Source organism: Nostoc sp. PCC 9305 (genome assembly GCF_963920915.1).
Taxonomy (GTDB): Bacteria; Cyanobacteriota; Cyanobacteriia; order Cyanobacteriales; family Nostocaceae; genus Nostoc.
In genome coordinates, this window is the sequence record NZ_CAWUDN010000008.1 from 73,464 (window position 1) to 99,409 (window position 25,946).

A 25,946-nucleotide genomic window follows, 5' to 3' on the forward strand; every position below is an offset into this window, starting at 1 on the left:
ACCTTACTTATACTATTCAGGAGTCAGAATTCAGTAATCAGAATATTAAAAAAATTAAACTCCAAGTTTACCTCATTTCACCGGCGATCGTACCAAACCCACATAAATTCTAACTTCTGGCTCAAGGGTTGCTGAATTTTTAGACTTTATTTTGTTTTTAGATACAAAAGAAACATAAAATTACTTTGGCATTAATAGGGAAGACTTTTGCTTAAGTTTAATCTAATACTAACTTTGGCTTAAGTTTCATCGACTAATTAATATATACATTTGGATCGAAATGTCAATAAAAAACGTGGGAGAACCCAAACGCATAGGAATTCTGACGAGTGGAGGTGATTGTTCTGGCTTAAATGCTGTGATTAGGGCTGTAGTAAATTGTGCTGTAAATACTTACGGTTGGGAAGTTTTGGGAATCCGTCAAGCGACTCTAGGATTAATGGCGCGTCCGCCACAATTCACTAAGCTAGAAGTCGATCAAGTTGACTCGTTGTTAACTGCGGGTGGCACAATGTTAGGGACAACCAATAAAGGCGACCCTTTTGCCTTTCCGATGGCGGATGGAAGTTTATGCGATCGCTCTGAAGAAATTATTGCAGGTTATCATGAACTAGGTTTAGACGCTTTGATTGGTATCGGTGGCGATGGTAGCTTGGCAATTTTGCGTCGCCTCGCTCAACAAGGCGGTATTAATCTAGTCGGTATTCCCAAAACCATTGATAACGATATTGGCGTTACGGAACACGCCATCGGTTTTGATACAGCAGTAAATATTGCCACAGAAGCACTAGATCGGTTACATTTTACCGCTGCAAGTCATAGCCGAGTCATGATTTTGGAAGTAATGGGTCGTGATGCCGGACACATAGCCATAGCGGCGGGAATTGCGGGGGGAGCAAATGTAATTTTAATTCCCGAAATCCCTTATACAGTTGAGCATATTTGCCACAAAATCAAAGAACGCCAAGAAAAAGGCAAAAACTATTGTTTGATTATTGTTTCTGAAGCCGTTCGTACCCAAGATGGCGAAAATGTGACGATTACCAATCGCTTAGGTCAATCTCGATACGGTGGGATTGGCGAATATTTAGCCGATGAAATTATTCAGCACATCGGTGTAGAAACGCGAGTCACAGTTTTAGGACACATTCAACGGGGTGGAACTGCTTCACCACTGGATAGATTAGTTGCAACAGCCTTTGGCGTAGCAGCAGTTAATCTAATTGCCGAAGCTAAATACGATCGCATGGTGACATGGCAAAATCGCCAAGTATTAAGTGTACCAATTACAGAAGCGATCGCTCAATATAGTGCCGTCGATCCCAATGGTACTTTAGTTAAAACTGCTCGTGGTATGAGTATTTATTTGGGAGACTGAATTGAGTGCTGAGTGAGGAGTGAGAAGTGAGGAGTGAGGAGTTAAAAAACTCTAAACTCCCAATGACAAATGACAAATGACTAACTAACAATTCCCAATACAAACTCGCCTTCATTCACAGCTTGATTGGTTGCGACATCATAAACTAAGCCATCATGTTGAGCGCAGACATCAATTACAGTAGGTAGTTGACCTTCTTTATTAAAACTGAGAATTTGATAGAGTTTGTCTCCAGCTTTTACTGAAGTGCCTAATTCTATTCTGAATTGAATCATACCACCTGCGATCGCATAATATTTTTTCCGGTTGCTGCTAGATGCAAAACTCATTTCATGAGTTTTTGTGTCACCTGATAAATCAGGCATTTGCAGTACACCTTTTTGTGCTAAATAACTTTTCACACCCCGTACACCTTTAGCAACTGAATCAGGGTTCATTTGCATTCCTGTTCCTAATTCTAGCGTCCAAGCTTCCACATCAAACTTGATTTCTCTACCAAACTCTTTAAAACAAGCTTCCAGTGCTAACCAAGGTTTGATAAAAGCTTCATCAAAAGCATCACCATCATATTTATCAAGCAATATTCCGAAATCGAGTAGGAAGTATTTTGCACTCTCTTCTCGATTTCGGAAGTAATAAACGTAGTCTAATGCTTGATTGGTAGAACTATGTAAATCAATTAAGTAATCTGCATCTAAACTGAGATTTTGTAGCTTGTAGGCAAAAAGCTCAGTGTAAGGAACACCACTGGAAGAATTAACTTTTTCTAAAGTTTTTGCGAATTGTTGCTTAATTATAGTTAGATAATTTTGTCGAATGACCTTTAGATCACTATGAAGTTGAGATTTAGTAAAAGCTACTAAATCATCAGCTTCTTTCTCATAGTCCCAAAAGATGCGATTCCAGTCTTTGGCTTCGTAAATGCAATATCGTCCAGGGGAGAAATGATGAGCGCGTTCATTTGTCCCCATTGGATTACAAACGGGAACTAACCAGATTTCTCCAGTTAAATCTGCATCATTTATTTTTAATAAAAACTCAATTAGCTGGTGAATAACGGCATTACCAGCAATTTCTGCACCATGCAGATTAGATTGAATGTAAACCTTTTTACCAGGTTGAGCGCCGATGAATTTGTATAGTTGTAAGTAGAGGCGATCGCCCGAAGCCATTTGACGTAATAAAATTGTTTCAATAACTGGCTGCATAAAAATTTATTTGAGTAAATTATGACTGAATCTGTAATAAATCAAAATCCACATAAATCCAAATCATACCAAGTATTTTCGTAAGGGAAGCAGTTGCAATTATTTGAGCTAGTGTGTCGCAGTACAGACGAAGCAACCTGAATCTTGCTTTTGATCGGGGATGCTACCAGATATAGAATTATTGAGTTATATCCTTAATCGCTTCTAACTCATGTCGTCACTCAGTAATCTAGAACAAGACCGATACAATCTATCTGCCCCAGAAGTACTAGCCAATCCCTATCCTACCTACCGCCGTATTTTATTAGAAGATCCTGTTTACTGGAGTGATTTTTTTGGGGGCTGGTATCTAATGCGCTATAAAGATGTTGCCGCAGCTATGCAAGACAAACGGATTTCGGCCAAGCGTCCGCCTATTAGTAAAATACCAGAATCAGAGCAACAGAATATACTTCCCCTTCTGGAAACTCTATCAAAATGGATTCTATTTTGCGACCCCCCAGAACACACGCGTCTGCGTGCGTTGTTTAACAAGGCATTCACTCCTAGTATCATTAGCAGCATGGCAGAGCGAATTCAGACGCTAGTAGACGAACTAATTGATAGTCTCTATGAGGGGGGTAACATGAATATTATTCATGATTTAGCTTACCCAATGCCCGCGATCGTCATCGCCCAAATGCTGGGTGCAAAGTCCGAAGACTGGGAACAGTTTAAGAAATGGTCTGACGATTTGGCAAGATTTTTTGGTATGTTCCGTATGAAGCCAGAAATTTTGACCAGCGCTCAACAAAGTATTATCGAAATGACCGAATATTTTCGCCACATCCTTGAAGAACGTCGTCATAATCCCCAAGATGATCTCATGAGTAGCCTCATCTTTGCACAAGAAAAGGGAAATTCTCTCAATGACGACGAAATTTTATCCAATTGCGTTTTCTTAACTTTTGCGGGTCATGAAACTACGACCAACTTGATTGCTAACGGCTTACTTGCTTTGCTCAAAAATCCTAGTCAAACGCAAAAGTTAAAGGATGACCCCTCGCTAATTACGACTACTGTAGAAGAGTTTTTGCGCTATGACAGCCCAGTACAACGTCAGGCCCGCATAGCAGTTACCGATCTCGAAATTGATGGCAAACAAATTAGCCAAGGGCAACGCCTATTTCTGGTAATTGGTGCTGCCAACCGTGACCCTGAGCAATTTTTAGACCCCGATAAATTAGACATTACACGCCCTGAAAACCCACACTTGGCATTTGGAAAAGGAACCCACTTTTGCCTCGGTGCATCTCTTGGCAGACTTGAAGCACAAATTGCCATCAATACCATTGTGCGCCGCCTGAGTAATCTCCGCCTGGATACAGATCGAATTGAATGGCATCAAAATCCATCCTTGCGAGGTATGAAATCAATGCCTGTAGCTTTTAATCCCTAAAATGATCCCCTAGTGAGAGTAATGTAATGTAAGTGACTCCTCACGTTCCTGGTAAATTTCGCAAACGCTCATCCAAATGACCACGGTCTGCCAGAACCTTTAACAGCGTCCCATGTGAGGTAAATTCTACAATACTGACCGAAGCAACAGGACATCCCAAACGAAAACGGAAGCGTCCCACATCAACCCCCAGAAAACTACACAGAAGAATTCTAATAGTTGCCTTGTGCGACACAACTAAAACATTGCCACTGCTGTAATTTTGCTTGATTTCTTCAATTACCTGCAAGGCGCGATAAGCAATTGTAACAGCCATTTCTCCACCAGTGGGAGCATTCCAAGCCGGATCTGCTGACCAGCGAATATAATCATCGTGATATTCACGCGTAATTACTTCTGGAGTTTTTCCTTCCCACAAACCATAGTTGATTTCCTTCAAACCATCCCTAAATTGTGGTTCTATCCCTATTGCTTCATACAAAGGTTTTGCTGTCAATACAGTTCGCTGCATTGGACTACAAAATATTGCTGTCCAATCCATAGAACTATATGCGTCAGCAAAAGCCTTTGCCATCTCCAACCCTTCTGGAGTGAGTTCTGAGTTTATAGAACCGCAAAAGGAATTATTGCGGCTGCATTCTGTCTGTCCGTGACGGAGGAAATAAAGAGTTAGGCTCACGGTATATTCTCATCGATTGTGAATTTAAGAGCGCTAACAATCAGATGTAGCTGAAGATAGTTAATGCCCGTGCTATAGTACTACAATTTAATGATGTTTGGAATAATCTTCAGATTGAACAAAGTTATCACAGCTACGCCCGTCTGAGATATTACGCTACTCTGCTAATATCGTCAGCAGTCATTCAGTTAGATTTATGTGCTGAGTGAAATAATTAATATAGTTTAGTTATATTTAAGTTTTAAATTAAATTAATAAATAAAATTTATTGAAAAGTGTAGAGACGTGATTAATTACGTCTCTACAAAATTTCTGCCAATCAAGCTGATACTCTATTGTCTAACCCCTGCTCAGAGGATATCAACAGAGTTTAGCTTGGTTCTTTAACAATTCACATTTTTCTGCAAAAATGGAATCCACCCCATTTATATCCCTAGATTTTCTGCAAAAAAATTATGAATTATTAGTCAATGTTTTTCTTGACATTATCTTTTACGTCTTCAATTCCGTGACGTACTTCACTTTCAGCTTGCTTTGCTTTACCTTTGGCTTTATCTTCCGGATCTCCAGTGATATTTCCTAAAGCTTCTTGGGCTTTACCTTCAACATTTTTAGCAGCAGCCTTTGCGCGATCTTCTATGCTCATTTTGATACTCCTGATTCAATTAAAAACTCATTTCAAAGCTATAAACTAACTTTGAAACTCTTTGTTATTACCTTTACACAGTAACTTAAAGTTTTTGCTAAAGCCTTCCACCACAAGACATATTAAATAATTTGTAATTCGTAATTCGTAATTCGTAATTAAGAAAGTTAGTTGTAGTAAGCATTCTGGCTATTGGTTGAATGTAAAAGAAAGTACGAATAGTTTAGTTACCTATGCTAAAAGACATAGAATAAATGTAAATATGGTAATCTCTGCTTTTAACTGTTTAAATAAAAAAACCAGTTTCTATACGAAACTGGGTTAATAAAGTTATGGAAATGTTTTTTGTTTAATCTAGAAAACCCATCAGTGTTTCAGAATTGTCAATCTCATTTGGTGCTATAGGACGGTTCCCGAAGGTGGAATAACTATCAGAAATTACCAATGAACTTGAGGCAATTGGACGAATCCCAGAGAGATTTATACTTTCAACGACTTGGAATGTGTTAGCGCCAATTGGACGAATACCCATTGAGTTATAGGTTTCAACTACTTCTAACGTACTGGTGCTAACGGGACGCACCCCAGCAATTGAGAGGTGTTCAGCAACTTCTAAGTCACTAGCGCCTATGGGACGAATTCCAGAAATGGCGAGTGTTCCAGAAGCTCCTACTGGCAGTTCATTAACTTCCTCAACTTTATCTGCATTCAAGCTCTGATCTTGTTGATTTTCAACTCCCTCTGTGGTTTCCCCTGGAGACTTGGCAGGCTTTTGCCGAGAACTGATTGCTTTGCCAGCGCTGCTAATAGTCATAAACGAACACCTCTGGTTTGTTAATTGAATTTTACAATAATTAAGGAAAGATGAAATTTTTTCCCATATACTTTAGAGTTTAACCTTAAAAAACCTCACATAGATATAAGTATCTTTAAAACTGATACATAAGTAAACTTGAATTAATAATTTTCGTAAACAATTATTACTATTTATTTTAGTCTAAGAAGCCAGCTACAATGGATACAGGGCGGAATCGTCACTATGAGATAGGGTATTTACAGCAAAACTGTATGACAGAATTTTGTCTTCAAGCTCCCTTTAGTCCCACAGGCGATCAACCACAAGCGATCGCTAAACTTTCTGCTAGTATCCAATCAGGCAATCGTTACCAAACTTTACTAGGAGCCACTGGAACTGGTAAGACATTTTCAGTAGCAGCAGTTATTGAGAAAATTGGCAAGCCAACTTTAGTTCTGGCGCATAACAAAACCCTGGCTGCACAGCTTTGTAACGAGTTGCGGGATTTTTTCCCCAACAACGCAGTCGAGTACTTTGTCAGCTACTACGACTATTATCAACCAGAAGCGTATATTCCCGTCACCGATACTTATATTGAGAAAACGGCAGCAATTAATGATGAAATAGATATGTTGCGGCATTCAGCGACGCGATCGCTGTTTGAACGCCGTGATGTCATTGTTGTTGCTTCCATCAGCTGTATCTACGGTTTGGGAATGCCAGCAGAATATCTGAAAGCTGCCATCCCCCTTCAGATAGGTATGGAAGTTAATCAACGCCAAATTTTACGGGATTTGGCAAATGTTCAATATAGCCGCAACGACATAGAAATGGGTCGGGGAAAATTTCGCGTCCGGGGTGATGTCTTAGAAATTGGCCCAGCCTATGAAGACCGCATTATTCGCGTAGAATTCTTTGGTGATGAAATTGACGCAATTCGCTATATCGATCCAGTGACAGGTGAAATTCTCAAAAGTTTGGAAGCGGTAAATATCTACCCTGCACGTCACTTTGTCACCCCAGAAGAACGGTTAGAAGTAGCTTGTCATGATATTGCAGCCGAGTTAAAACAGCAAAAATTAGACTTAGAACAAGCTGGTAAATTATTAGAAGCGCAACGCATAGATCAGCGTACACGCTATGATTTGGAAATGCTACGTGAAGTAGGTTACTGCAACGGTGTCGAGAACTATTCGCGTCACTTAGCAGGAAGACAAGCTGGAGATCCACCAGAATGTTTAATTGATTATTTTCCTAAAGATTGGCTATTAATTATTGATGAATCTCACGTTACTGTACCCCAAATTCGCGGGATGTATAACGGCGATCAAGCGAGAAAAAAAGTTTTAATTGAACATGGATTTCGGCTTCCTAGCGCTGCTGATAACCGTCCTTTAAAAGCAGAAGAATTCTGGCAAAAAGTGAATCAGTGCATTTTTGTTTCAGCAACTCCCGGAAATTGGGAAATAGAAGTTTCTGAAGACCATGTAATTGAGCAAGTGATTCGGCCAACTGGGGTAGTCGATCCAGAAATTTCTGTGCGTCCTACAGAAGGACAAATTGATGATTTGTTAGGTGAAATTAAAGATAGAGCCGATCGCCATGAGCGAGTGTTAATTACCACATTAACCAAGCGGATGGCGGAAGATTTAACCGAGTATTTGCAAGACCACGGTATCAGGGTACGGTATTTACATTCCGAGATTACTTCTATTGAGCGCATTGAGATTTTGCAGAACTTGCGCGAGGGGAAATTTGATGTATTAGTTGGTGTGAACTTGCTGCGGGAAGGTTTGGATTTACCCGAAGTTTCCTTAGTAGCAATTATGGATGCAGATAAAGAAGGTTTTTTACGAACCGAGCGTTCCTTAATTCAAACTATTGGTAGAGCCGCGCGTCACGTCCAGGGACAAGCGATTTTGTATGCCGATAACATGACAGGTAGCATGATTAAAGCTATTGATGAAACAGATAGGCGGCGTGGGATTCAAACAGCACATAATCGACTGCATGGAATTACACCGCAACCAATTGTGAAAAAATCAAGTAATGCAATTTTGGCTTTTTTAGATGTATCTCGGCGGTTGAATGCAACTGACTTGAAAGTTGTAGATGAACATCTGGATGAACTGCCATTAGAACAGATTCCAGGGTTGATTACTCTGTTAGAAGCGCAGATGAAAGAGGCAGCAAAGAAACTGGAATTTGAAGAGGCGGGGAAATTGCGCGATCGCATTAAACATCTGCGAGATAAAATGCTAGGACGTTAAGGTGAATCTTATGCTCATGAATATTCACCTAATTAGCGTTCAACTTGCTAACAAGAAGCGATAATGGATAAGATGCCATTTACGTTTTGAGAGTGTGGTAGCCATGACTGAGTTACTTGAGCGGGCGATCGCGCAACTGAAAACTCTACCTGTTGCCGAACAGAATGCGATCGCTGCTCGTCTCCTTGCTGAGATAGAGGATGAGCAAAGATGGAAGACTCAGTTTGAATCTACAACAGATGCTCAGTGGGATAGTCTAGCTGATATGGTAAGACAGGAAATTGCTGCTGGCGACATCACTCCTCTAGCTGACGTTTTTCCTTCTGAGCAATGAAGTCAAGTGTTACGAAGGTATTTCGCAAGAAACTTGATGAGCTTCCTGCATCAGTTCAAGAACAAGCGGTCAAAGCCTATGCTCTTTGGCGTTCAGATCCTTATCACAATAGTCTTCAGTTCAAACGAGTTAGCCAGCGCCAACCAATATATTCGGCTCGTGTTAGTTTAGACTACCGCGTTCTTGGCTTGTTGCAGAACGATCACATTTACTGGTTCTGGATTGGCGCACATGCAGAGTATGATGAGTTGCTTCAGAGGTTGTAGCACCAGCAGCCTAACCTTTAGCACGTAGGCGTAGCCCGTCGTAGACATCGCATTAAACATCTGCGGGATAAAATGCTAGGACGTTAAGGTGAATCTTATGTTTACCAATATTCGCCTAATTAGTGTTCAAGAATATCACCAAATGGCGGAAATGGGGATTTTTCATCCTGAAGAACGCTTAGAATTAATCGCGGGACAAATCATCAGAATGTCAGCAAAAGGTACTGCTCACGAATCAGCAATTACCCGCACAGAAAGGTTATTACGTCAACATTTGGGGGACAAAGTTTTATTAAGAATCCAGTCACCAGTGCAACTTGATGATTATTCGGAACCAGAACCAGATATTTCAGTGGTGAAGCTGAATCCATTAGATTATGAGGATCACCATCCCAATGCTTCCGAAGTATTTTTACTGATTGAAATAGCTGATTCCAGTCTCAAATACGATCGAGAAGTAAAAGCGATCGCATACTCTAAGTCAGGGATTATTGAGTACTGGATTTTAGATGTGAATGGACGCAAGTTGTATATGTATCGTCTCCCTAGTCCAGACGGCTATCACAGTGAGAGCATACTTGCAGAGGATGTGACAATTTCACCTTTAGCTTTTGGTGATTGTGCGATCGCTATTCGGGAATTATTGCGAAAAGTCTAGGAGGCGATCGCATTTTGATAAGTGCAGAGGAATATCTTTATGGAATACATCGATGCACCTTATCTCTTGTGCTAATCCTGTTGAAGCTACTAAACGGTGCGATCGCGCTGATAAGACCAAGCCGCCAATAAACCAAAAGCACCACAAGCCCAAAGTAGCCAAAGTAAATGTAAAATTAGGTGGTTATCGTGGTTCAAGTTAACCGCCGATAAAATTAACTGCCGAAAGTGGTAGAACGGCGAGAACGCAATAAAATCTTGGAAGATTTGCGGTACTGGAAGTGGAATTGAACCGCAAGCAACAGGAATAACAATTAGCGATAGGCTAAGAATAGAATCAGCACTTTTGGGGTTCAGCAAGTACCCCAATGCAAGACCGAGAATCGCAAACGGGATAATTCCTAAAATTAGGCTTAATATCAGAGCTAACCCTTGAGTCAAATCCATTCTCATCTCAAGTTGCCAGCTTCCTAATCCGAAGATTAATAAAAGGCTCACAGTACAAATGAGAAGCGAGGTGGCAATCTTAGCCGCCATATATACTGCTGGTGGTAAAGGTGTGGCTCTCAAAAGCTTCAGCCATTTTTCCGCTCGCTCAACTGCAATTCGTTTACCCAGTCGGTCGATGACAATCGTAAAAAGTATGATGCCAGACAGGTAAACGACCGTTTCTGTTGCCTGTTCTCCTTTCAATCCTTGCAATTTTAACAACGGGACGAATCCCACCAGTGCGAGTGTTGCAATTAAAAAGACTGGAGTGCGAAGTAGTTGACGGATTTCAAACCAGAACTGTTGTTGAAAAATGCGTTGGATATTTTGAGAAGAGGTTTCAGGTAAATTCTCAGTTTGTCTAGTATTTTCAAGCTGATCTAATAAAGCGTTATCTTCTAAATTTATTAGCTCCTCACTTAGCTGTCCTTCAGGGGGACTTTCAGTAATTTTATGGACAGTAACAAAGCGAGTTGCTAAAGTATTTAATTTGTCCCAGTCGGATTGATTATTTGTCACCATTATAATAGTGACTCCTCGTTGACGGCAGAGTTTGATTTCCTGCCAAAATTCTTCATATCCCTGTTCATCTAAATCTCTGGTTGGTTCATCAAGGACGAGTAGTTTGGGATTACCTGCTAGAGCAAGGGCAAAATAAAGTCGCTGTCTATGTCCGCCATTTAACTTATTTGCCCAATCACTTTCTCTACCTTTAAAATTAACCTTGCTCAATATTTCGTCAGTTGAAAGTGGATTAGGGTAGTAGCTTTTCAATATTTCAACAAGTTCTTTTACCTTAACATTTGTTGGAACCTGTACATCTTGTAAAACTACTCCAACATTGATTTTTGAGTTAGCACTCTGTGGTGAAAGTCCCATTAACTCAACTTCTCCACTACTGGGTTTGAGTAACCCTAAAACCAGATTCAATAGAGTAGTCTTGCCAGCCCCATTTTCCCCGCGCAACCAGATGAATTCGCCTCGTTTCACAATCAGATTAATATCCTGTAAGATAGATTTTTGCTGGAATCCTTCGGGAACTACTTTGGAAACGTGCTTGAGTTCAATAATGTTCATAGCTTGTTTGAGAGAAAATATAGATAAGATTTAGAGTTAATTGAGTGTCATTTGCATTAGAAACCAAACCGCAAAGGAAGCGGCAACAGCAGGCATTAACGAAACACCGAAAAAAGTGGTTAAAATTACCAGTGCTGCTGTTCCTCCTGCAAATCCCCAAAAGTTCATCGCAAGTGAGTTGCTGGAATCAATTGGTGGTATACAAGTGCTGAATAAGCAAAATTCACTTCCTTTCGTTATCAGAAAGAATGTGGCAAGTATTGCAACTCCTAAAACTCCTAAAACAACCCATTTATTCAGGTGTAATGAAAATCCTGAACCGAGAATTTTTAAGGAAACGGCTGGAGTTTCTATAGAATTGGGATGAGATTGTATTTGTCCATCTGAACCTGGAACGACCTGCGGGTTATTGGAGGACGATTGCACAAGATCGGGAGATTGTTGAGGGTTGTTAGAAGGTTGCATTTTGGTTGATTACTCCTTTATTTCGTGAAATATTCGACAAAGTTGGAAATTAAGATAGTTTTGCTAAAGCACTGTTTTAATTGCAAGCCATACTACTGCACCAATTCCGACGGCGACAGCTAGGGGAACACCGCCAATAACAGCCATAAGACTTGCAACTCCAATTCCAATAACACCGCCTGTGATGTCTGGATGCTCTTTTGCTATTTTGAGAACATCTTCTCTCTCTGGTGATTGAGGTGGTGGAGATATGCTAGGTATTTGACGTTGAGGAGTGGACGAGGGTTTAGGTGATGGACTACGATCGCTCTTTGCTATTTGTTTTTGTTCTTGAGAGCGATCGCGCCGAGTTTCAGGTTTTTTAGATGAACTAGAATTAAATTGCAGCAGTTTAGGTTGGCACTCTGCCGGGAGAGTACCAGACCAGTGAATCATGGGATGACAAGAATGTTGAATCTGCAAAGTTTCTATAACTAGAAGTGCTGTCCAAAGTAAAAAACATACAACTAAGATTGTTTGGAATTGATAGCGGAGCCATCGATCGATTAAACTGGGAAAGTTTGTGAGAATTTGCATGATTTAATTTGCGATGTTTTGCTTAAAGTGCGTTATTTACCTGCTCTACTGAAATATGCGATCGCATATCTCTCTCACCTCCTTTATCTCTCTAGTTTCTTATATCTTCCTCTTCCTAATTGGACTGATAAATCTAAAGAGCCATATTTGTAGATTTCCCGAAAAATCTATCGAAGTAACAGTTTCAGATGCAAAATCAGATTTAAAGATAAACGATTTTGCATAGTAGCGATCGCAAGTATCTCCCAGATAAAATCCTGAAATATTACTGCTTAGTCAGGGTAGCAATAAAAAGAACGTCTTTTTCGCTATCCTAGATTAAGTGAATGATTAAGAGATCACACCGATGGTTGCTTTACCCGACAACATTTTGATGAGTGCAGAAGAATATCTGGTTTGGGAACCCACCCAAGAAGAACGTTACGAGTATTGGGATGGCGAAGTTGTGATGATGAGTGGTGCTACACGCAACCATAATCGGATTTCTCTGAATTTCTCGAAGCTTCTAGATGATGCCCTAGCCGATCGCACCTGCGAAGTGTACATTGTAGATGTAAAGGTACAGGTAGAACCGGGGCAAAAGTATTTTTATCCAGATGTGGTAGTAACTTGCGATGAGCGAGACACTGATCCACAATTAGTACAATTTCCCTGTTTAATTATCGAAGTTCTATCACCTTCAACAGAAGCAGCCGATAGGGGGAAAAAGTTTGCTAAATATCGCCAATCTCCAACTTTGCAAGAATATGTCCTAGTACAAGTAGCTCAACCGATTGTAGAAGTGTTTCGGCGCAACGAACAGGGAAAATGGGTGCTTTCGGAGTATAATTTGGGCGATATATTGCGGCTGGAATCTGTAGATGTGGAAATTGCGATCGCTAATTTGTACAGACAAGTGCAGTTTGAAACTGAAGCCACGGAAAATTGACATAATAGATAAAACATTCGTCGAAGAATGCTACATCTGTCACTATAAGACAGCTAACAATTCATTTGGAGTTGAGTAGCGAAGGTTATCTGTTGAGGCACAATCGGAAAGTTTTTTATGAGAAGCGATCGCCTAATTTTTGCTACAAACTGATTTCACACTTCTAACAAGTATAATCACTTACAAAAGCGATTGGCGTTGCATAATGGCGGTATGAATTGAGGTGAAACTGGATGGAATGTCCGCGTTGTGGGTCGTCCCATATCCGTAAGAACGGAAAGAAAAGAGGTAAGCAGAACCACATTTGCTGTGATTGCGACGTGCGTTCCGCCCCGCTTCGCTAACGCCAATTCATTGATCGCAGTCTTTTGTTACTATGAGTTGCATCGCAGATGGCATCCCAACGAGAAGCTATTATTTTTGTTCATGGTTTTTATCTTGGCAGAGATAGAAATCACTTTATTGATTGTTTATCCATTGGTCTTACAGAGGTTTTGGAGTTCCCCAGAATTCAAGAAATAGGAGAGGAAAAGATAACAGGACATATTGGAAAAAAATTCAAGTCCGATAAAAAAACAGTACATTTGGATACACTAAAAGCAAGCTTTTAATTAGATAAACAACCTTTTTATTAAAGGTTTTGTACCTTTCCATTTCTATAAAGCTTAATTTATTTACTATTGAGCAAATCAAACTTCATCCTCGCAATTTCTTATGTACCTGCGCTAAATACCACGTATAATCATCAATTTTGTAATTATCAGCAGCTTTCACTATATACTCCTGAGCTAAATCAAGATTATTTTGAGCTTCGTAATATAATCCCAAGTAAAGATGACTGTAAAAATTTCCCTTTATCCCTTCTGATTCACCAACGGTTAAAACATCCTCTGGTGTACAATTACCTGCATACAACTCATATACGCGCTGCATAATACGTCGAGGGTCATTTTTCACAGTTAGTAAAGAATGACGCGCCTCTTCAACACCTAACGAACGAGCTATGCAGAGATATCGCCATACTGTTTCTTCTACATCTTGAGCATTTACAGTCAAATCTATTTCAAATTGTTCAGCGCCCTCAGCAAATCTTTCTGCATAATAATACGATAATCCCCGTTGCCAGAGATAGGGTTTAATACGGACATCCAATAGCTCTGCTGCGTCGAAATCTTGAATAGATTCATCAATTTTGGCCAGTTGAAAGTTAACCATACCTCGACGAATGTAAGCATTAGGATTTTTCGGCTGATTGCGAATGGTTTCGTTCCAGCGCTGGAGTTGATTTTCCAGAGAATTTGAAAAAAACATGAGTAACCAAGCCTATATTAGAATTAACTAGCAGATATCATCCTATAGAACATCTTAGATGAACAAAATAACACTATAGTCAAACTCCTTTCTTCTCTAACTGGAAAATTATGGCATGATGCTTATTGTTTCAAGGTAAGTCCTACAATAAATCTCAAATATGAAACTTAGATCCATCCACGAGGTAGAAGAAACTACTTACAAAATTCCGTATTGTAGAATTGCTGTCTTAAAATCAGGAAAAAACGCTCGTGGTTCCCATTAGAGATAATAATCCGACAACAATCACGCCTTATGTTACTTATGGGCTAATTGCTGTCAATGTCCTCGCTTTTCTTTATGAAGCAAGTCTTCCCCCACAAGCATTAAATGGATTTTTACACCTTGCGGCTGTAGTTCCACGAGAACTCACCTTAAGCTTTGGCGGCATCTCTGTACATCAACCAGTTCCAGAATGGGCAACTTTGATTACTTCCCAATTCCTGCACGGTGGTTTCTTGCACTTAGCTGGCAATATGTTGTTTCTCTGGATTTTTGGCAACAACGTTGAAGATAAGTTAGGCCATGCCAAATATTTACTGTTTTATTTATCTTGCGGTGTTTTGGCATCCTTGACTCAGTGGTTCTTCGCTCAAGATTCTAGCATTCCTTCTTTGGGTGCAAGTGGTGCGATCGCAGGTGTTATGGGTGCATATATTCTCCGCTTTCCCAACGCCGAAGTCCTTGGTATTGTACCTTTAGGGTTTTTCTTCCCAACTTTCCGTGTCCCCGCATATTTCTTTTTAGGATTCTGGTTTCTCGAACAAGCCTTCTACGGACTTGCTAGCCTCGAAACACGTACCAACATCGGCATGGAAGGCGGCGGTATTGCCTACTGGGCCCATGCAGGCGGGTTTATCTTTGGGGCAATTCTCGGCCCACTGTTAGGTTTATTTAGCGATAAATCCCAGGAAGAATCTTGGTACAAGTAATTTTTCATAATATCGTACTTACCCTCAATTATGCTGATTGATTTAATAGGTGAAATTGCTTAACCTTCGCAACTGCTAGCCTTACAAGCTATATTGCAGTTAATCAATAATTTAGGAAAAACACCTGTGTTTCCCCTCTACGATGAAAATCCGACGCGAATTACCCCGTATTTCACCTATGGGTTAATTGGCATGAATGTTTTAGTTTTTATTCACGAGGTGAGCCTGTCACATGCACAATTGAGTCAGTTTTTAAGTGAGTATGCGGTAGTACCTCAAGAGTTAACCACCAATTTGAATGGAGAGTGGATAACGTTATTTACGTCGCAATTCTTACACGGCGGTTGGTGGCACTTAATCTCAAATATGGTGTTTCTCTGGGTTTTTGGCAACAATATTGAAGATCGTTTAGGTCATGCCAAATATCTGATTTTTTATTTGGCGTGTGGTGCTTTAGCTGCCTTGTGCCAATGGTTTATTGGGATGAATTCTGAGATTCCTTCCTTAGGGGCAAGTGGTGCAATTTCTGGGATTTTGGGTGCGTACATTATCCGCTTTCCCCACGCTCAAGTCATGACTTTAATATTTTTGGGGTTTTTCATCACCACAATCAGAGTGCCAGCACTAGTAATAATTGGACTTTTCATTGTGCAAAATGTAATTTCTGGTCTTGCTACCCTGCAAACAGCCGCTAACATGAGCGTCGAAACTGGTGGGGTTGCATATTGGGCGCACATCGGTGGTTTTATATTTGGGGTAATTCTTGCTCCCTTATTTGGCTTGTTTCGGCGCGACTGAATACAGCATTTCCTGAAACTCGTAGCACAAAAATTGCTACCTTTCAATTCTCTGCGAGACGATTCTCTTTCAGAGACGCTAAAGCGAACGCCAAGGCGAATGCGATCGTCTGGGTTAAAGTTTACACATTTGAAACTATTAGTTTTTGTTGGCACTCGCTGAAACTTCTTCTGACTGTTCTACCTCAGATGTAAATGCTGATGATTTTGGAACTTCTTCAGGTGCAGAAACGATGATATCAGCACCATTGATAATTGCTCCCAATAACCCCAGTTCAGATTCAACCAATTGATCTATAGCTTCACCTAGCATATTCTCTTGCGTATAGTTTGGTCGCGCCACTAGTACGATCCCATCGCTGTAGGGTTGAATTAACAAAGGGTCATTGGATATGCTGAGGGGACTAGTATCTAAAATTACTAAATCAAAACGTTCGCGGACATCTTCTATCAGCCGCCGCATTTCGCTGGATTCAAGAATAGCAGCGGATTGCCGTACTGGGCCAGGGCTAGGAAGAATGTATAAATTTTCAACATCAGGAACTAAACGAATACATTCACTCAAATTAGCGTAATAACGTAGGGGTTCGATAGTGGCTTCAGGGTCAGGAATTACTTTTAACGATGTACAACGGGAAGGCGATCGCAAATCTGTTTCGATAATCAAGGTTCTTTTACCAGCACGGGCGGAAGCAACACCCAAATTATAAGCACTTGCCGTTTTACCCTCTAGGCTACTGGTGCTAGTAATCAATACTACCTTTAAGTTTTTACCACCAATGCGGCGCATATTACTACGGAATTTCTCATAAAATTCTAAATAAGGAGAATCTTGGGAAAATACTACCGGTACAGCATCTGGCTCCAAATCATCAACTGGCATTAAAGGCAATTCTCCCAACAGTGCCACTTCTCGTTGCTTGAGGCTCTCGCGAATATCCTCTCTGGTTTTGAAAGTCCCTTCCAGCGCTCCCAACAAAAATATCACCCCGCCACCAATCAATACACCCAAGAAACCACCCACAGCAAGGGTAATAGGCACACTCTTCGGAGGTTTGGGATCGACAGTGACTGCGGGGCGTCTGGCAATGCTGAGGCTGCTAGTAGTTTCTGCCTCTGCGGTTTTCGCATCGGTTAGCTTCACCTGCATTTGGTCATAGATGGCTTTTTTGAGTCCAACCTCCTGTTCTAAACGCGATCGCTCTAATTGCTTATTGGGTATTAGAGCATACTCTCGCCGGAGTCGCGCTTCTAGTTGGATTTCTTGAGCTAGTTGTTGTTGCAGTGTCTCCCGTTGGGTTTGTAAAGACACCATTTGGTTTGCCAATTGCTGGCGTGTTGGATCTAAGCTGCTTTGAGTGCGAATACCTGCAACGCTACCCTGAAGCGGAGCCGCCGTTCCACCACCACCTAAAACTTCAGCAGCACGTTGTTGTAGTAATTCCTCAGCAGCTTGTTTCTGACGCATTAACTGCACCATCGTTGGATGTTCCGGCCGCAAATCTTTTCTGAGTACAGCGATTTGCGATTCACTTTGATAAATTTGCGCTCGTAAGTTACCAATAATTGGATCGGCACTCAAAGCAGAAGAAACATAAGCTTGTCCGACTGTTAAGCCTAACTTATTTTGTAAACTGCGAGCTTGACCATCAACCCCAGAAATAGTTAATTGAATTTGCCGTTGGAGATTTTGGCTGGCAGTAATGGCGCTTAACAAGCTGCCATTCTCTGCTGCTAATATTGCTGTTCGCTCGACGCGATCGTACTGTTCCAACTTCTTTTCAGCAATTTGCAATTCCCGTTTAGCTTGTGGTGTGCGATCGTTAATCTTTTGAATAATTGCTTGTAAGCGCCCAGTATTGATGTCACTACTCAACTTGATCATTGCTTGCATCAATTCCGTCAATACCTGTATGCCTCGTTTGGCGTCACTATCTACATATTTAAGTTCAAAGGTAGAAGATTCTAATTCTCCACTCTTAGCATTTTTTTTAGGTAGAGCAAGAGCAAGACTTGCACCGAGTTGTTTTGGTTTGACACCGACTTTCTCCGCCACACCTGCAATTATCTGGTTTGATAGTAAAACTTCCTCATTTAGTTCCTTTCCTTGCTGTTGGATTTCATTACCAGTTGCAGAGAAAGAAACTGGTGGCCCACTATAAGTAAGTGCCCCAGATGCTATATAGCTAGTAGGTGGTTCTGGTTGCATAGCTACCACAGTCGATCCAGCGACAACTAAACCAAAACTAGCTAATCCAATCCACTTATATTTATCAAAAGCAATAAGATAGCGTTTAACAATTGGTGGGGTCATGGTCGCTTCGCTCCAATTCAAAATTTAAATATGACGCTCGCAGACTCGCTAACGCTGCGCTAACAAAATTCAAAATTTAGGAAGCACCAAACTAAAGATAGTGGCTTTGATACAAGTATGCTATCAACTTCCTACTGTATATATCGGTTGATATCTTTAAGATTTTTCCATTAATAAATTCAAATATCAGTTAGAGATGTGGCTTCCTACACTCCAAACTATTTCGAGGTTGTATCTTTCTTTTAATGTTACTAATTCGATCCACCACCGATGTTGTCAAAAAACCGGAGAAAGGATTGAACATTGAAGAAAGGTTGGGTAATGGTGGTCAAGAAATTAGTAATTCTACCAATGAGGTTCCGACCAACAACAATAACATCATTATCTTGAAGTGCTACATTTTGCGATGCATCACCGCCTAGAGCTTTTTTAGCATCAAGTTTTTGGGTAACAGCTTTTCCTCGTTCCGAATCAAAGCGAACCAGAGCGATATCTCTCAGATTAGCAGTGTCTAGATTTACACCTCCCAAAGCATCTACAAATGTACTGCCGTTAGGCAGTGCTTGAATGGAAAGACCACCCGCAGCGTAGTTTAAAACTCGGACTCTAATCTGTGGTGTGGCCAAGGATGAACGTGCTACTAAATTGCGGTCATAACTATCCTCATTTCCAACTTCACGACGGGGTACGAGTATCGCATCTCCGTCTTGTAAGCGTAAATTCGGGATTGAACCGCCATTTTGCAGTGCTGCGTATAAGTCAATAGTTTGTGAAATCACAGAACCATCGATTAACTTTCGGCGTACTTGCACTTGTCGCAGGTCTGCATTCAACGTTGAACCACCAGATATTAGCAAAGCATCAGCAACGCGGGGCGTTGGTGAACTAATTGGATAAATTCCTGGTCGAAATATTTCTCCGCTAATGGTAACTTGAACTGGTCGCGTTCCTGCCAAGGATACTACCACGACTGGATCTGGAAAAAAGCGACTCAAGCCCAAACGAATTTTTTCTTGAGCTTCTTCCAAGGTTAAACCTTTTAATGACACGGTTCCCACTTGTGGCACAATAATGTTGCCTTCTGGACTAATTACAGCTTGAAAACTGAGGTCTTGACGCTGCGTTACTAAGGCTAAAACTATTATTGGATCGACTACATAACGATTTAAACCCAAGCGAATTTTTTCTTGAGCTTCTTCCAAAGTTAAACCTTGTAAAGAAACTGTTCCCAATAACGGCACCGCAATATTACCTTCTGGGTTGATTAAAGCTTGAAAGCTCAAATCTGGAAAGCGCTGAACCGAAACGCTAATTCCATCTCCTATGCCTAAACGGTATGGCCCAGGAGGACGCTGAAGCACAACACCAATTGCATCTCCTGGCCCCAAAAGGTAGCGGCTGAGTTGCGGGGAAATTTCTTCATTTGCACCTAGAGGTGCAACTTCATTAACTGGCACAGGTGAGGGGAATTTCCCTGGTGATTGTCCTTGAGATGGAAAAGGCTGGGCAACAACAAGTTGGATAGGTGTTGTTAAGAAAACTCCTACTTGAAGACTGACAAAACACAGGGCGCTGAATCCACGCATATAATAACTGGGATCTATGAACATCGGTGTAGAAAATATTGATATAGAAATTAGTCGCGCCGAGTGGTTATTTTACTCTAAAAATGCCTTCAATGTCTCTTTTATCTAGAAGTATTTACCAAGAGAAAGAGAATAATTTTGCTAAATTTAATTTCTAACTTCATGTTGTTAACATCATTTTAGGTGAGTTTCAGCCTGAACACAATTTATAGACATACTCTTGATAAATCTCTGCATAAGGGCATCAATAACAGACTCTACAAAGGGCCTGCCATTAATACAGCTTGAACTGTTTCCCCAATAGACTGGGCTAAAGGCCAAGATGTTTCTACCTGCCCCAAAGGTTCCATTGGAATCAGAATGCTCACGCCAACCCAAGGAGTGCGTTGCTTGCGCCACTGTGCCAGTTGATCTGCCAAGAACCAGTGAAAAGGTGATGGATTTCCGCCGTCTGGCATCGCATACCATTGCAAAACAGCGAAGGTTTGCTGTGGTGTGGAGGCACGAAAAAACCTAGCTTCTACTTTATTTTCGACATTAGAAGCCAACTTTGCAGATGGTTTCACAGTAAATTCCGCAGACCGAGATTGAGCTATATCCCACTTTCCCCAGCGCGATCTTCCCCAACCGTTAACATCTGTCCACTCTACCTCTGGTTGATCCATAGGCCCATTTTGCGGCAACAAAAGCAGGATTGCTTGGGATTCGGAACCTTCTTTTTTAACTACCTGCAAAGACCAATTATGTTCGCCAATTTGCTGTTCTGCTTGTTCAATGGTTTGCCAACCAGGAAGGGTTAACCCAGTCTTGCGGATCTGTTTTAATTCGTGGAGGGTAGGAACAGGGGGCGGCTGTTTCCATTGCCAGTGTCCTGTCAGATATCCAGGAACCCCTGCCATTGCTAGCAGCAGTAGCAATAACAAAAGTGCTGCTACCTGAGTCAATTGGTTTTCCTTGAAAAATTTAGAGAAGGAAATCATCAGTAAAATTTGCAATACTTAGGCAGAATCTTACTTTATAAAATCACATTGTGAGTTCAGTAATATTTAGGACTTACGTATAAGTGATGAAAAATTAAGGGAGTTGAGAGTGAAGAATGGAGAACAGGGGAGAAGTTGCAGAAAATTTTCTCCTCTGCTCCTCGGTAACAGAGCGTAGCCGTACCACTTTGTGGAAGCAAGCTACGCGCAGTCTCTCGTAGAGAAGTGCTGCCTCTTTGCTTCTCTGCCTAATCCCCAATGCCTCTAACTTTCTGCCTCTTGCTCAGTTTCTAGAGATGCTGAAAAATAGTTATTAATCCAATTCAGTAAGGGTACTAGTGACACCAGCATACAAGCAGAGTAGACATCACCACCCCACCCCTCATGCAGCCATTTAAAAGATGCTTCTTGACCCGTGCCGTGAAAGAAAGTCAGTAAAGTATTACGAATGATATTGGCAATAATACTAACGATCGCAGCCAGAGATAAAAACGATATAGTTGTCCGCCGTGAAGACAAAGCATCTGTCCAATAAAGCAGCATCAAGCCCACGTAGAGAGTCGTAAATAACATTTTCAGCCCTGCACAATAGGGAGCAACTTCTACAATCCGTCCTCCCACGTAAAGATTGATCTCATCTACAGTTACTTCCATCCCAAATTGATTCAGTATGAAACCTGCTGTGCCAGCGATGAAGCTTTGGAGAGGCATGGTATAGGGAGCGATTAGATAGGGTAATGCTGTTGGGGTTGCTAAAAATACTAGTAGTAGAGGGAATCCTTGTAATCGCAAACCTGCTATTCCTTTAAACCACAAGCATAATCCGATTAATATAACGGGCAAGGAAAGGTTAACCCACTCTGTAACACCGCTAAGATAAAAAATTGCCCCTAATAACAATAAAACAGCGCCTAAAGGATTGATGGTATCTGGCAAACGTCTCCACTTTTTCCGGTTCATCCAGCCCAGATAAGCCGCAAATGGTAGACCAATAATTCCGTGGCTGAAATATTCGTGTTCTGTACTGATATTTTTATGCAGCCAACCATCCAACCAGTGTAGCAATATCGGAGCATAAAGCAGCAGCAAAACGCCTAAAATAGCTAGATTTAACAAGCCTGATGCGTTTATATTTTTAACCTGTTGCTGGAGTGCCATGATTTTAAGTAATTCAAAAACTTTTGGTCATTAGTCATTGGTCATTAGTCATTGGTCATTAGTTTTAGATAAAGCACAAATGACAAATGTCTAATTTTTAGATGTACATTAAGTATGAATTAACTTCAGGCTACCACGCTGCCAAGGTCAGCAGGAGATAGATTATCTACCTGATAATTTTTTGACACTGCATTGGCGATCGCTGCTACAACTTCTTTAACTTGGCTACTACTCAAACCAGGATACATCGGTAATGATAATATTTGCTTTGACAACTTCTCTGCTTGGGGAAAATCTCCTGGTTGATAGCCTAAGTTGGTGAATGCTGGCTGGAGATGACAAGGAATTGGGTAGTGAATGCCAGTTTGAATTCCCGCCGCTGTGAGTTTTTCCTGGAGTTGCTGGCGTTCTATTGGGCAAGAATCATCAACTTTAATCACATAAAGATGATAAACGTGTCCTGTATCGCTTTGATTTTCTATAGGAATAATCCCAGCAGTTGCTAAGGGTGCTAGTTCACTATCATACTGCTGGGCAATAGTCAGGCGATCGCGATTCCACTGCGGCAAATATGGGAGTTTTTTGTGCAAAATTGCTGCTTGTAAAGTATCCAAGCGGCTATTCGTACCTGGTTCAGTATGAAAATACTTTTGCGATGCACCATAATTTCGCAAGCGCACCATCTTCTGGGCTACATCTGCATCTCGTGTCAGCAGCATTCCCCCATCCCCAAATGCTCCCAAATTTTTGCTGGGATAGAAACTAAAAGCTGCTGCTATTCCTACTGAACCAGCGTAATATCCGTCTCTTTGGGCCAGATGTGCTTGGGCGGCATCTTCAAAAATTAGGAGTTTGTAAGTATCGGCAAAGTTCACTAGATCGCGTGGTGATACCATCTGACCATAGAGATGCACGGGGATAATTGCTTTAGTCTGAGGCGTAATTGCCTTTGCTGCTTCTCTTAAATCAATTAAAGCAGTTTGGCGATCGCAATCTACCAAAATTGGCTTGGCGCCAGCACGTAGCACCCCGATTAAGGTGGCGATAAAAGTATTTGCGGGTAAAATTACTTCATCGCCAGCACCAATATTACACGCTTGTAATCCCAGAGCGATCGCATCTGTTCCTGATGCCACACCAACTCCATAAGCTGCACCAGATACTGCCGCAAATGCTGCTTCAAAATCTGAAAGTGCTTGCCCTAAAATAAAATCTCCCCGTTCCAATACAGATTGGATTGCATCTTGCAATTGCGTTTGAATTGGTTCATGTTGTAACTTCAAGTCTACAAAAGGAACTCTAATAGTCATTTTATTCATTACCAGTCGTCCTCAAAAAATGTTTCCTCACATGGAAAAAATAGAAAACCTTGTACAATTTTCGGCATGAAATTGTCATAGATTGTAAAGGCTTAGATCGACTATTTAGGCGGTTATGGTTAATTCAAAATCACGCCCTCTTAATTTGAGCAACCGAAGTTGCCATCAGACTTCTCTGAAGCCGCCACTCCAACTTCTCTCAAAATTCAAAAAGTTCATAAAGTGGGCTTTTCAATAATTTGATAGCTTGCTAATCCGTAGGGATATGGTTGGCCTATTTAGGTCATCCTGCACTAGGATTATCATCTTTGGGTACTAACTGTTATCAGTAAAATGTCTATATTTAATTACACTAATGTCTATTATTTTAGGTAAATTTACTTTGAATGTTCCAGTAAAAATTTTCCCTTATATACATAAAGAATGACAGCCCCTTTGTATTGTATCCTTAGCATTAGCTTACCCTGGCTGAATCCAAATCTAACGCAGTCTGATTGCAAAATCTCAAGCAAGAAAGACTACACCAGTGCTAAATAAAGAACATTCAGCACCAGTAACTAGTAACTAGCAGACACCACATTTTGGCTTAATGGAAGGGAGAAAAAAATTTTGCCCTAAATTTGTTTGTCAGAGGCAAAATTAGGGAATGCTTAAAAATAGCAATTGATAACCTAGAAATAGGACTTGGATCAATTACACGATAGAGAAATTATTAAGGTAGCAGTGGCAATGATAGAGCCTGAAAACAAATTATTTGCCCTAAAGGATGGTTGGGATTCTCATGAATCAAGAGAACAGCAACGCCTCAAAGCTTTGTCCGATTTAGGTTTGCGGCAACCAGAAACGATTCCGGTTTTTGAAGAAGCCACACAGACTGCTGCCCACTTTTTGGAAGCACCAATTTCGATATTGGGATTTGTGGATCAAGAACGCCATTGGTTCAAATCGGCGATAGGCTTATCTAGACTAGGACTAATGAATCATTTGGCACAAAGCCGGCAACTACTACGCCGGGAATCATTTTGCACTCAGGTAGTAGACAGCTTTCAAGTATTTGTCATTAATGATACGCATAAACTTACCGATCCAGTACTTGCTGGCAGCAAGTTAGTGCAAGATTATGGTATTCGTGCTTACTTAGGAGCGCCTTTAATTGATGCTGAGGGACATTGTTTAGGTGCATTAGCGGTGATGGATTTAGTCCCGCGCAATTTTACAACCCGAGACATTGAGTTTTTACAAATCATTGCTCGTTGGAGCATGAGTGAATTTGAACGTAACCGACTCTTGCAAGGGAAACTCGAATCAAGCGCTGCCAAGAACGTTCCGATATTTTCACTGAATGAAGAACGTAACACTGAGATTAAAATCACTGCATCCACTCAAGATAGCGACTCTGTTTCTACTAAGCAACTGAAGCTAGAACTTTTGAGTCAGCTAACTCAGGAGTTACGCACGCCCTTAACATCTGTACTCGGTATGGCTAGTGTTTTAGGACGTGAGATTTATGGGCCTTTGACGACTAAACAGAGAGAATATTTAGAAATTATCCAACACAGTGGTCGGTACTTACTTTCCCTAGTAAACGAAATTACCGAACTAGGAGCGATGGATGAAAACTCAACTGTACTAAATCTAGCTCCCGTGGATATTGAAATGCTATGCCAACAAGCTATCAATACCCTAGAAGAAGTAGCTAATCGTCGCGAGCAAGATATTCGCCTGTCTATAGAACCAGGACGCAATCGCATTTGGCCTTTAGATAAAGACAAGGTGCGGCAAATGCTTTATCATCTGGTTTTCAGTGTGATTCAACTTTCGGCTACAGGTAGCATTGTTCGCATTCATGTTTCTTATAAAGAAGATACGCTCAACATTACTATTTGGGTTTCCCATCCCTGGTTAGGGGATGGCATAACAGAGGTCGATCCTTATTTCCGTCTCAATTCTTTGTCGCTGCTAGAGCTTACAGGTGAAGTAGCAACTTACAATACTCATACAGAAAGACAAGAACAACTAGATACTTCATCAGTAGCAGTGGAAAATTCCAAAAACTTGAGTGATTCCCACTCAAATTTCTTTGCTACTAGTTCAGGTATAAATTTAGCTAAATCACATGGAAGTCTTTCTCGTGAAAGCTTAGGTCTATTACTAAGCTGTCAACTGGCAGAATTACATGGTGGACATATTTTGATTCAAGGTTCACCAGAATCAGGATATCGTTATGTGCTTTCTTTGCCACTGCAACTAGCGACTTCCTCACAAGCAATTAACGATGTCTAATCGTGGGGATTGGGGAAGGT

The 25,946-nt window shown here is 41.0% G+C and carries 24 protein-coding genes and 1 pseudogene; 12 read left to right on the forward strand and 13 right to left on the reverse strand.

Annotation, left to right across the window (positions count from 1 at the left end):
* The first annotated feature begins 295 nt into the window (after positions 1 to 295).
* Complete coding sequence (locus tag ACM0OX_RS05045; RefSeq protein WP_414513642.1) at positions 296 to 1,378, forward strand: ATP-dependent 6-phosphofructokinase; 1,083 nt, start codon at positions 296 to 298, stop codon at positions 1,376 to 1,378.
* Between the two features lie 80 nt (positions 1,379 to 1,458).
* Here the strand turns inward: ACM0OX_RS05045 and ACM0OX_RS05050 are convergent, their stop codons facing one another.
* Positions 1,459 to 2,586 carry a succinylglutamate desuccinylase/aspartoacylase family protein gene (locus ACM0OX_RS05050; protein ID WP_414513564.1) on the reverse strand — a complete coding sequence of 376 codons (1,128 nt, stop codon included), beginning with the start codon at positions 2,584 to 2,586 and terminating at the stop codon, positions 1,459 to 1,461.
* Between the two features lie 211 nt (positions 2,587 to 2,797).
* Here ACM0OX_RS05050 and ACM0OX_RS05055 point away from each other — a divergent pair, with 211 nt between their 5' ends.
* The gene (locus tag ACM0OX_RS05055) at positions 2,798 to 4,024 is read left to right on the forward strand and encodes a cytochrome P450 (RefSeq protein ID WP_414513566.1); all 1,227 of its coding nucleotides are present in this window, start codon (positions 2,798 to 2,800) and stop codon (positions 4,022 to 4,024) included.
* A 40-nt stretch (positions 4,025 to 4,064) separates the two neighbouring features.
* On the opposite strand, the gene ACM0OX_RS05060 is transcribed toward ACM0OX_RS05055, so the two are convergent.
* From ACM0OX_RS05060 to ACM0OX_RS05070, 3 genes are all read right to left on the reverse strand, one after another.
* A complete protein-coding gene (locus ACM0OX_RS05060) occupies positions 4,065 to 4,703 on the reverse strand; it encodes a histidine phosphatase family protein (RefSeq protein ID WP_414513567.1) in 639 nt (212 codons plus the stop codon).
* 463 nt (positions 4,704 to 5,166) lie between these two features.
* Positions 5,167 to 5,349, reverse strand: a complete 183-nt coding sequence (locus ACM0OX_RS05065) for a CsbD family protein (RefSeq protein ID WP_069070399.1) — start codon at positions 5,347 to 5,349, stop codon at positions 5,167 to 5,169.
* Between the two features lie 349 nt (positions 5,350 to 5,698).
* On the reverse strand, positions 5,699 to 6,163 hold the full coding sequence (locus ACM0OX_RS05070; protein WP_414513569.1) for a hypothetical protein: 465 nt from the start codon (positions 6,161 to 6,163) through the stop codon (positions 5,699 to 5,701).
* Positions 6,164 to 6,417: 254 nt separating this feature from the next.
* Here ACM0OX_RS05070 and uvrB point away from each other — a divergent pair, with 254 nt between their 5' ends.
* The 4 genes from uvrB to ACM0OX_RS05090 all read left to right on the forward strand — a co-directional run bounded on the left by uvrB (position 6,418) and on the right by ACM0OX_RS05090 (position 9,673).
* The gene (gene uvrB / locus ACM0OX_RS05075; protein ID WP_414513571.1) at positions 6,418 to 8,415 is read left to right on the forward strand and encodes an excinuclease ABC subunit UvrB; all 1,998 of its coding nucleotides are present in this window, start codon (positions 6,418 to 6,420) and stop codon (positions 8,413 to 8,415) included.
* Between the two features lie 103 nt (positions 8,416 to 8,518).
* A complete protein-coding gene (locus ACM0OX_RS05080; protein WP_414513572.1) occupies positions 8,519 to 8,749 on the forward strand; it encodes a hypothetical protein in 231 nt (76 codons plus the stop codon).
* A complete protein-coding gene (locus tag ACM0OX_RS05085) occupies positions 8,746 to 9,015 on the forward strand; it encodes a hypothetical protein (protein ID WP_414513574.1) in 270 nt (89 codons plus the stop codon). Before ACM0OX_RS05080 ends, ACM0OX_RS05085 begins: the two co-directional genes overlap by 4 nt.
* 97 nt (positions 9,016 to 9,112) lie before the next feature.
* Positions 9,113 to 9,673, forward strand: a complete 561-nt coding sequence (locus ACM0OX_RS05090) for a Uma2 family endonuclease (protein WP_414513575.1) — start codon at positions 9,113 to 9,115, stop codon at positions 9,671 to 9,673.
* An 89-nt stretch (positions 9,674 to 9,762) separates the two neighbouring features.
* On the opposite strand, the gene ACM0OX_RS05095 is transcribed toward ACM0OX_RS05090, so the two are convergent.
* The 3 genes from ACM0OX_RS05095 to ACM0OX_RS05105 form a co-directional block, all read right to left on the reverse strand.
* A complete protein-coding gene (locus ACM0OX_RS05095; RefSeq protein ID WP_414513577.1) occupies positions 9,763 to 11,238 on the reverse strand; it encodes an ATP-binding cassette domain-containing protein in 1,476 nt (491 codons plus the stop codon).
* Positions 11,239 to 11,274: 36 nt separating this feature from the next.
* On the reverse strand, positions 11,275 to 11,703 hold the full coding sequence (locus tag ACM0OX_RS05100) for a hypothetical protein (protein WP_414513579.1): 429 nt from the start codon (positions 11,701 to 11,703) through the stop codon (positions 11,275 to 11,277).
* 63 nt (positions 11,704 to 11,766) lie between these two features.
* Positions 11,767 to 12,279, reverse strand: a complete 513-nt coding sequence (locus ACM0OX_RS05105; RefSeq protein ID WP_414513580.1) for a hypothetical protein — start codon at positions 12,277 to 12,279, stop codon at positions 11,767 to 11,769.
* A 346-nt stretch (positions 12,280 to 12,625) separates the two neighbouring features.
* Here ACM0OX_RS05105 and ACM0OX_RS05110 point away from each other — a divergent pair, with 346 nt between their 5' ends.
* The 3 genes and pseudogenes from ACM0OX_RS05110 (at position 12,626) to ACM0OX_RS05120 (ending at position 13,818) form a co-directional block, all read left to right on the forward strand.
* Positions 12,626 to 13,207, forward strand: coding sequence for a Uma2 family endonuclease (locus ACM0OX_RS05110; RefSeq protein ID WP_414513582.1), 582 nt, complete (start codon positions 12,626 to 12,628; stop codon positions 13,205 to 13,207).
* A 233-nt stretch (positions 13,208 to 13,440) separates the two neighbouring features.
* A pseudogene (locus ACM0OX_RS05115) lies at positions 13,441 to 13,542 on the forward strand (IS1 family transposase); the annotation flags it as partial.
* Between the two features lie 57 nt (positions 13,543 to 13,599).
* Entirely contained in the window at positions 13,600 to 13,818 is a 219-nt protein-coding gene (locus ACM0OX_RS05120) for a hypothetical protein (protein WP_414513583.1), read from the forward strand.
* A gap of 85 nt (positions 13,819 to 13,903) precedes the next feature.
* On the opposite strand, the gene ACM0OX_RS05125 is transcribed toward ACM0OX_RS05120, so the two are convergent.
* A complete protein-coding gene (locus ACM0OX_RS05125) occupies positions 13,904 to 14,518 on the reverse strand; it encodes a tetratricopeptide repeat protein (RefSeq protein WP_414513585.1) in 615 nt (204 codons plus the stop codon).
* A 251-nt stretch (positions 14,519 to 14,769) separates the two neighbouring features.
* On the opposite strand from ACM0OX_RS05125, the gene ACM0OX_RS05130 reads away from it, so the two are divergent.
* Complete coding sequence (locus ACM0OX_RS05130; protein WP_414513586.1) at positions 14,770 to 15,489, forward strand: rhomboid family intramembrane serine protease; 720 nt, start codon at positions 14,770 to 14,772, stop codon at positions 15,487 to 15,489.
* 126 nt (positions 15,490 to 15,615) lie between these two features.
* Positions 15,616 to 16,287, forward strand: coding sequence for a rhomboid family intramembrane serine protease (locus tag ACM0OX_RS05135; RefSeq protein ID WP_335179527.1), 672 nt, complete (start codon positions 15,616 to 15,618; stop codon positions 16,285 to 16,287).
* A gap of 138 nt (positions 16,288 to 16,425) precedes the next feature.
* On the opposite strand, the gene ACM0OX_RS05140 is transcribed toward ACM0OX_RS05135, so the two are convergent.
* From ACM0OX_RS05140 to ACM0OX_RS05160, 5 genes are all read right to left on the reverse strand, one after another.
* Entirely contained in the window at positions 16,426 to 18,600 is a 2,175-nt protein-coding gene (locus ACM0OX_RS05140) for a GumC family protein (RefSeq protein ID WP_414513588.1), read from the reverse strand.
* Positions 18,601 to 18,851: 251 nt separating this feature from the next.
* Positions 18,852 to 20,210 (reverse strand): polysaccharide biosynthesis/export family protein, encoded by a 1,359-nt coding sequence (locus ACM0OX_RS05145; RefSeq protein WP_414513592.1) that lies wholly within the window; start codon positions 20,208 to 20,210, stop codon positions 18,852 to 18,854.
* A 233-nt stretch (positions 20,211 to 20,443) separates the two neighbouring features.
* Positions 20,444 to 21,166, reverse strand: a complete 723-nt coding sequence (locus ACM0OX_RS05150; protein WP_414513593.1) for a cyanoexosortase B system-associated protein — start codon at positions 21,164 to 21,166, stop codon at positions 20,444 to 20,446.
* A gap of 264 nt (positions 21,167 to 21,430) precedes the next feature.
* Complete coding sequence (gene crtB, locus ACM0OX_RS05155) at positions 21,431 to 22,324, reverse strand: cyanoexosortase B (protein WP_414513594.1); 894 nt, start codon at positions 22,322 to 22,324, stop codon at positions 21,431 to 21,433.
* Between the two features lie 125 nt (positions 22,325 to 22,449).
* A complete protein-coding gene (locus tag ACM0OX_RS05160; RefSeq protein ID WP_414513596.1) occupies positions 22,450 to 23,643 on the reverse strand; it encodes a DegT/DnrJ/EryC1/StrS family aminotransferase in 1,194 nt (397 codons plus the stop codon).
* Positions 23,644 to 24,372: 729 nt separating this feature from the next.
* Here ACM0OX_RS05160 and ACM0OX_RS05165 point away from each other — a divergent pair.
* Complete coding sequence (locus ACM0OX_RS05165; RefSeq protein ID WP_414513643.1) at positions 24,373 to 25,926, forward strand: histidine kinase dimerization/phospho-acceptor domain-containing protein; 1,554 nt, start codon at positions 24,373 to 24,375, stop codon at positions 25,924 to 25,926.
* The last annotated feature ends 20 nt before the right edge of the window (positions 25,927 to 25,946 follow it).

What these genes read in the sequence shown, in the direction of transcription:
- ACM0OX_RS05050 (WP_414513564.1), bottom strand. Translation starts at nt 2,586, where the DNA reads ATGCAGCCAGTTATTGAAACAATTTTATTACGTCAAATGGCTTCGGGC.
- ACM0OX_RS05055 (WP_414513566.1), top strand. Translation starts at nt 2,798, where the DNA reads ATGTCGTCACTCAGTAATCTAGAACAAGACCGATACAATCTATCTGCC.
- ACM0OX_RS05065 (WP_069070399.1), bottom strand. Translation starts at nt 5,349, where the DNA reads ATGAGCATAGAAGATCGCGCAAAGGCTGCTGCTAAAAATGTTGAAGGT.
- ACM0OX_RS05070 (WP_414513569.1), bottom strand. Translation starts at nt 6,163, where the DNA reads ATGACTATTAGCAGCGCTGGCAAAGCAATCAGTTCTCGGCAAAAGCCT.
- uvrB (WP_414513571.1), top strand. Translation starts at nt 6,418, where the DNA reads ATGACAGAATTTTGTCTTCAAGCTCCCTTTAGTCCCACAGGCGATCAA.
- ACM0OX_RS05080 (WP_414513572.1), top strand. Translation starts at nt 8,519, where the DNA reads ATGACTGAGTTACTTGAGCGGGCGATCGCGCAACTGAAAACTCTACCT.
- ACM0OX_RS05085 (WP_414513574.1), top strand. Translation starts at nt 8,746, where the DNA reads ATGAAGTCAAGTGTTACGAAGGTATTTCGCAAGAAACTTGATGAGCTT.
- ACM0OX_RS05090 (WP_414513575.1), top strand. Translation starts at nt 9,113, where the DNA reads ATGTTTACCAATATTCGCCTAATTAGTGTTCAAGAATATCACCAAATG.
- ACM0OX_RS05095 (WP_414513577.1), bottom strand. Translation starts at nt 11,238, where the DNA reads ATGAACATTATTGAACTCAAGCACGTTTCCAAAGTAGTTCCCGAAGGA.
- ACM0OX_RS05100 (WP_414513579.1), bottom strand. Translation starts at nt 11,703, where the DNA reads ATGCAACCTTCTAACAACCCTCAACAATCTCCCGATCTTGTGCAATCG.
- ACM0OX_RS05105 (WP_414513580.1), bottom strand. Translation starts at nt 12,279, where the DNA reads ATGCAAATTCTCACAAACTTTCCCAGTTTAATCGATCGATGGCTCCGC.
- ACM0OX_RS05110 (WP_414513582.1), top strand. Translation starts at nt 12,626, where the DNA reads ATGGTTGCTTTACCCGACAACATTTTGATGAGTGCAGAAGAATATCTG.
- ACM0OX_RS05120 (WP_414513583.1), top strand. Translation starts at nt 13,600, where the DNA reads ATGGCATCCCAACGAGAAGCTATTATTTTTGTTCATGGTTTTTATCTT.
- ACM0OX_RS05125 (WP_414513585.1), bottom strand. Translation starts at nt 14,518, where the DNA reads ATGTTTTTTTCAAATTCTCTGGAAAATCAACTCCAGCGCTGGAACGAA.
- ACM0OX_RS05140 (WP_414513588.1), bottom strand. Translation starts at nt 18,600, where the DNA reads ATGACCCCACCAATTGTTAAACGCTATCTTATTGCTTTTGATAAATAT.
- ACM0OX_RS05145 (WP_414513592.1), bottom strand. Translation starts at nt 20,210, where the DNA reads ATGTTCATAGATCCCAGTTATTATATGCGTGGATTCAGCGCCCTGTGT.
- ACM0OX_RS05150 (WP_414513593.1), bottom strand. Translation starts at nt 21,166, where the DNA reads ATGATTTCCTTCTCTAAATTTTTCAAGGAAAACCAATTGACTCAGGTA.
- crtB (WP_414513594.1), bottom strand. Translation starts at nt 22,324, where the DNA reads ATGGCACTCCAGCAACAGGTTAAAAATATAAACGCATCAGGCTTGTTA.
- ACM0OX_RS05160 (WP_414513596.1), bottom strand. Translation starts at nt 23,643, where the DNA reads ATGAATAAAATGACTATTAGAGTTCCTTTTGTAGACTTGAAGTTACAA.
- ACM0OX_RS05165 (WP_414513643.1), top strand. Translation starts at nt 24,373, where the DNA reads ATGATAGAGCCTGAAAACAAATTATTTGCCCTAAAGGATGGTTGGGAT.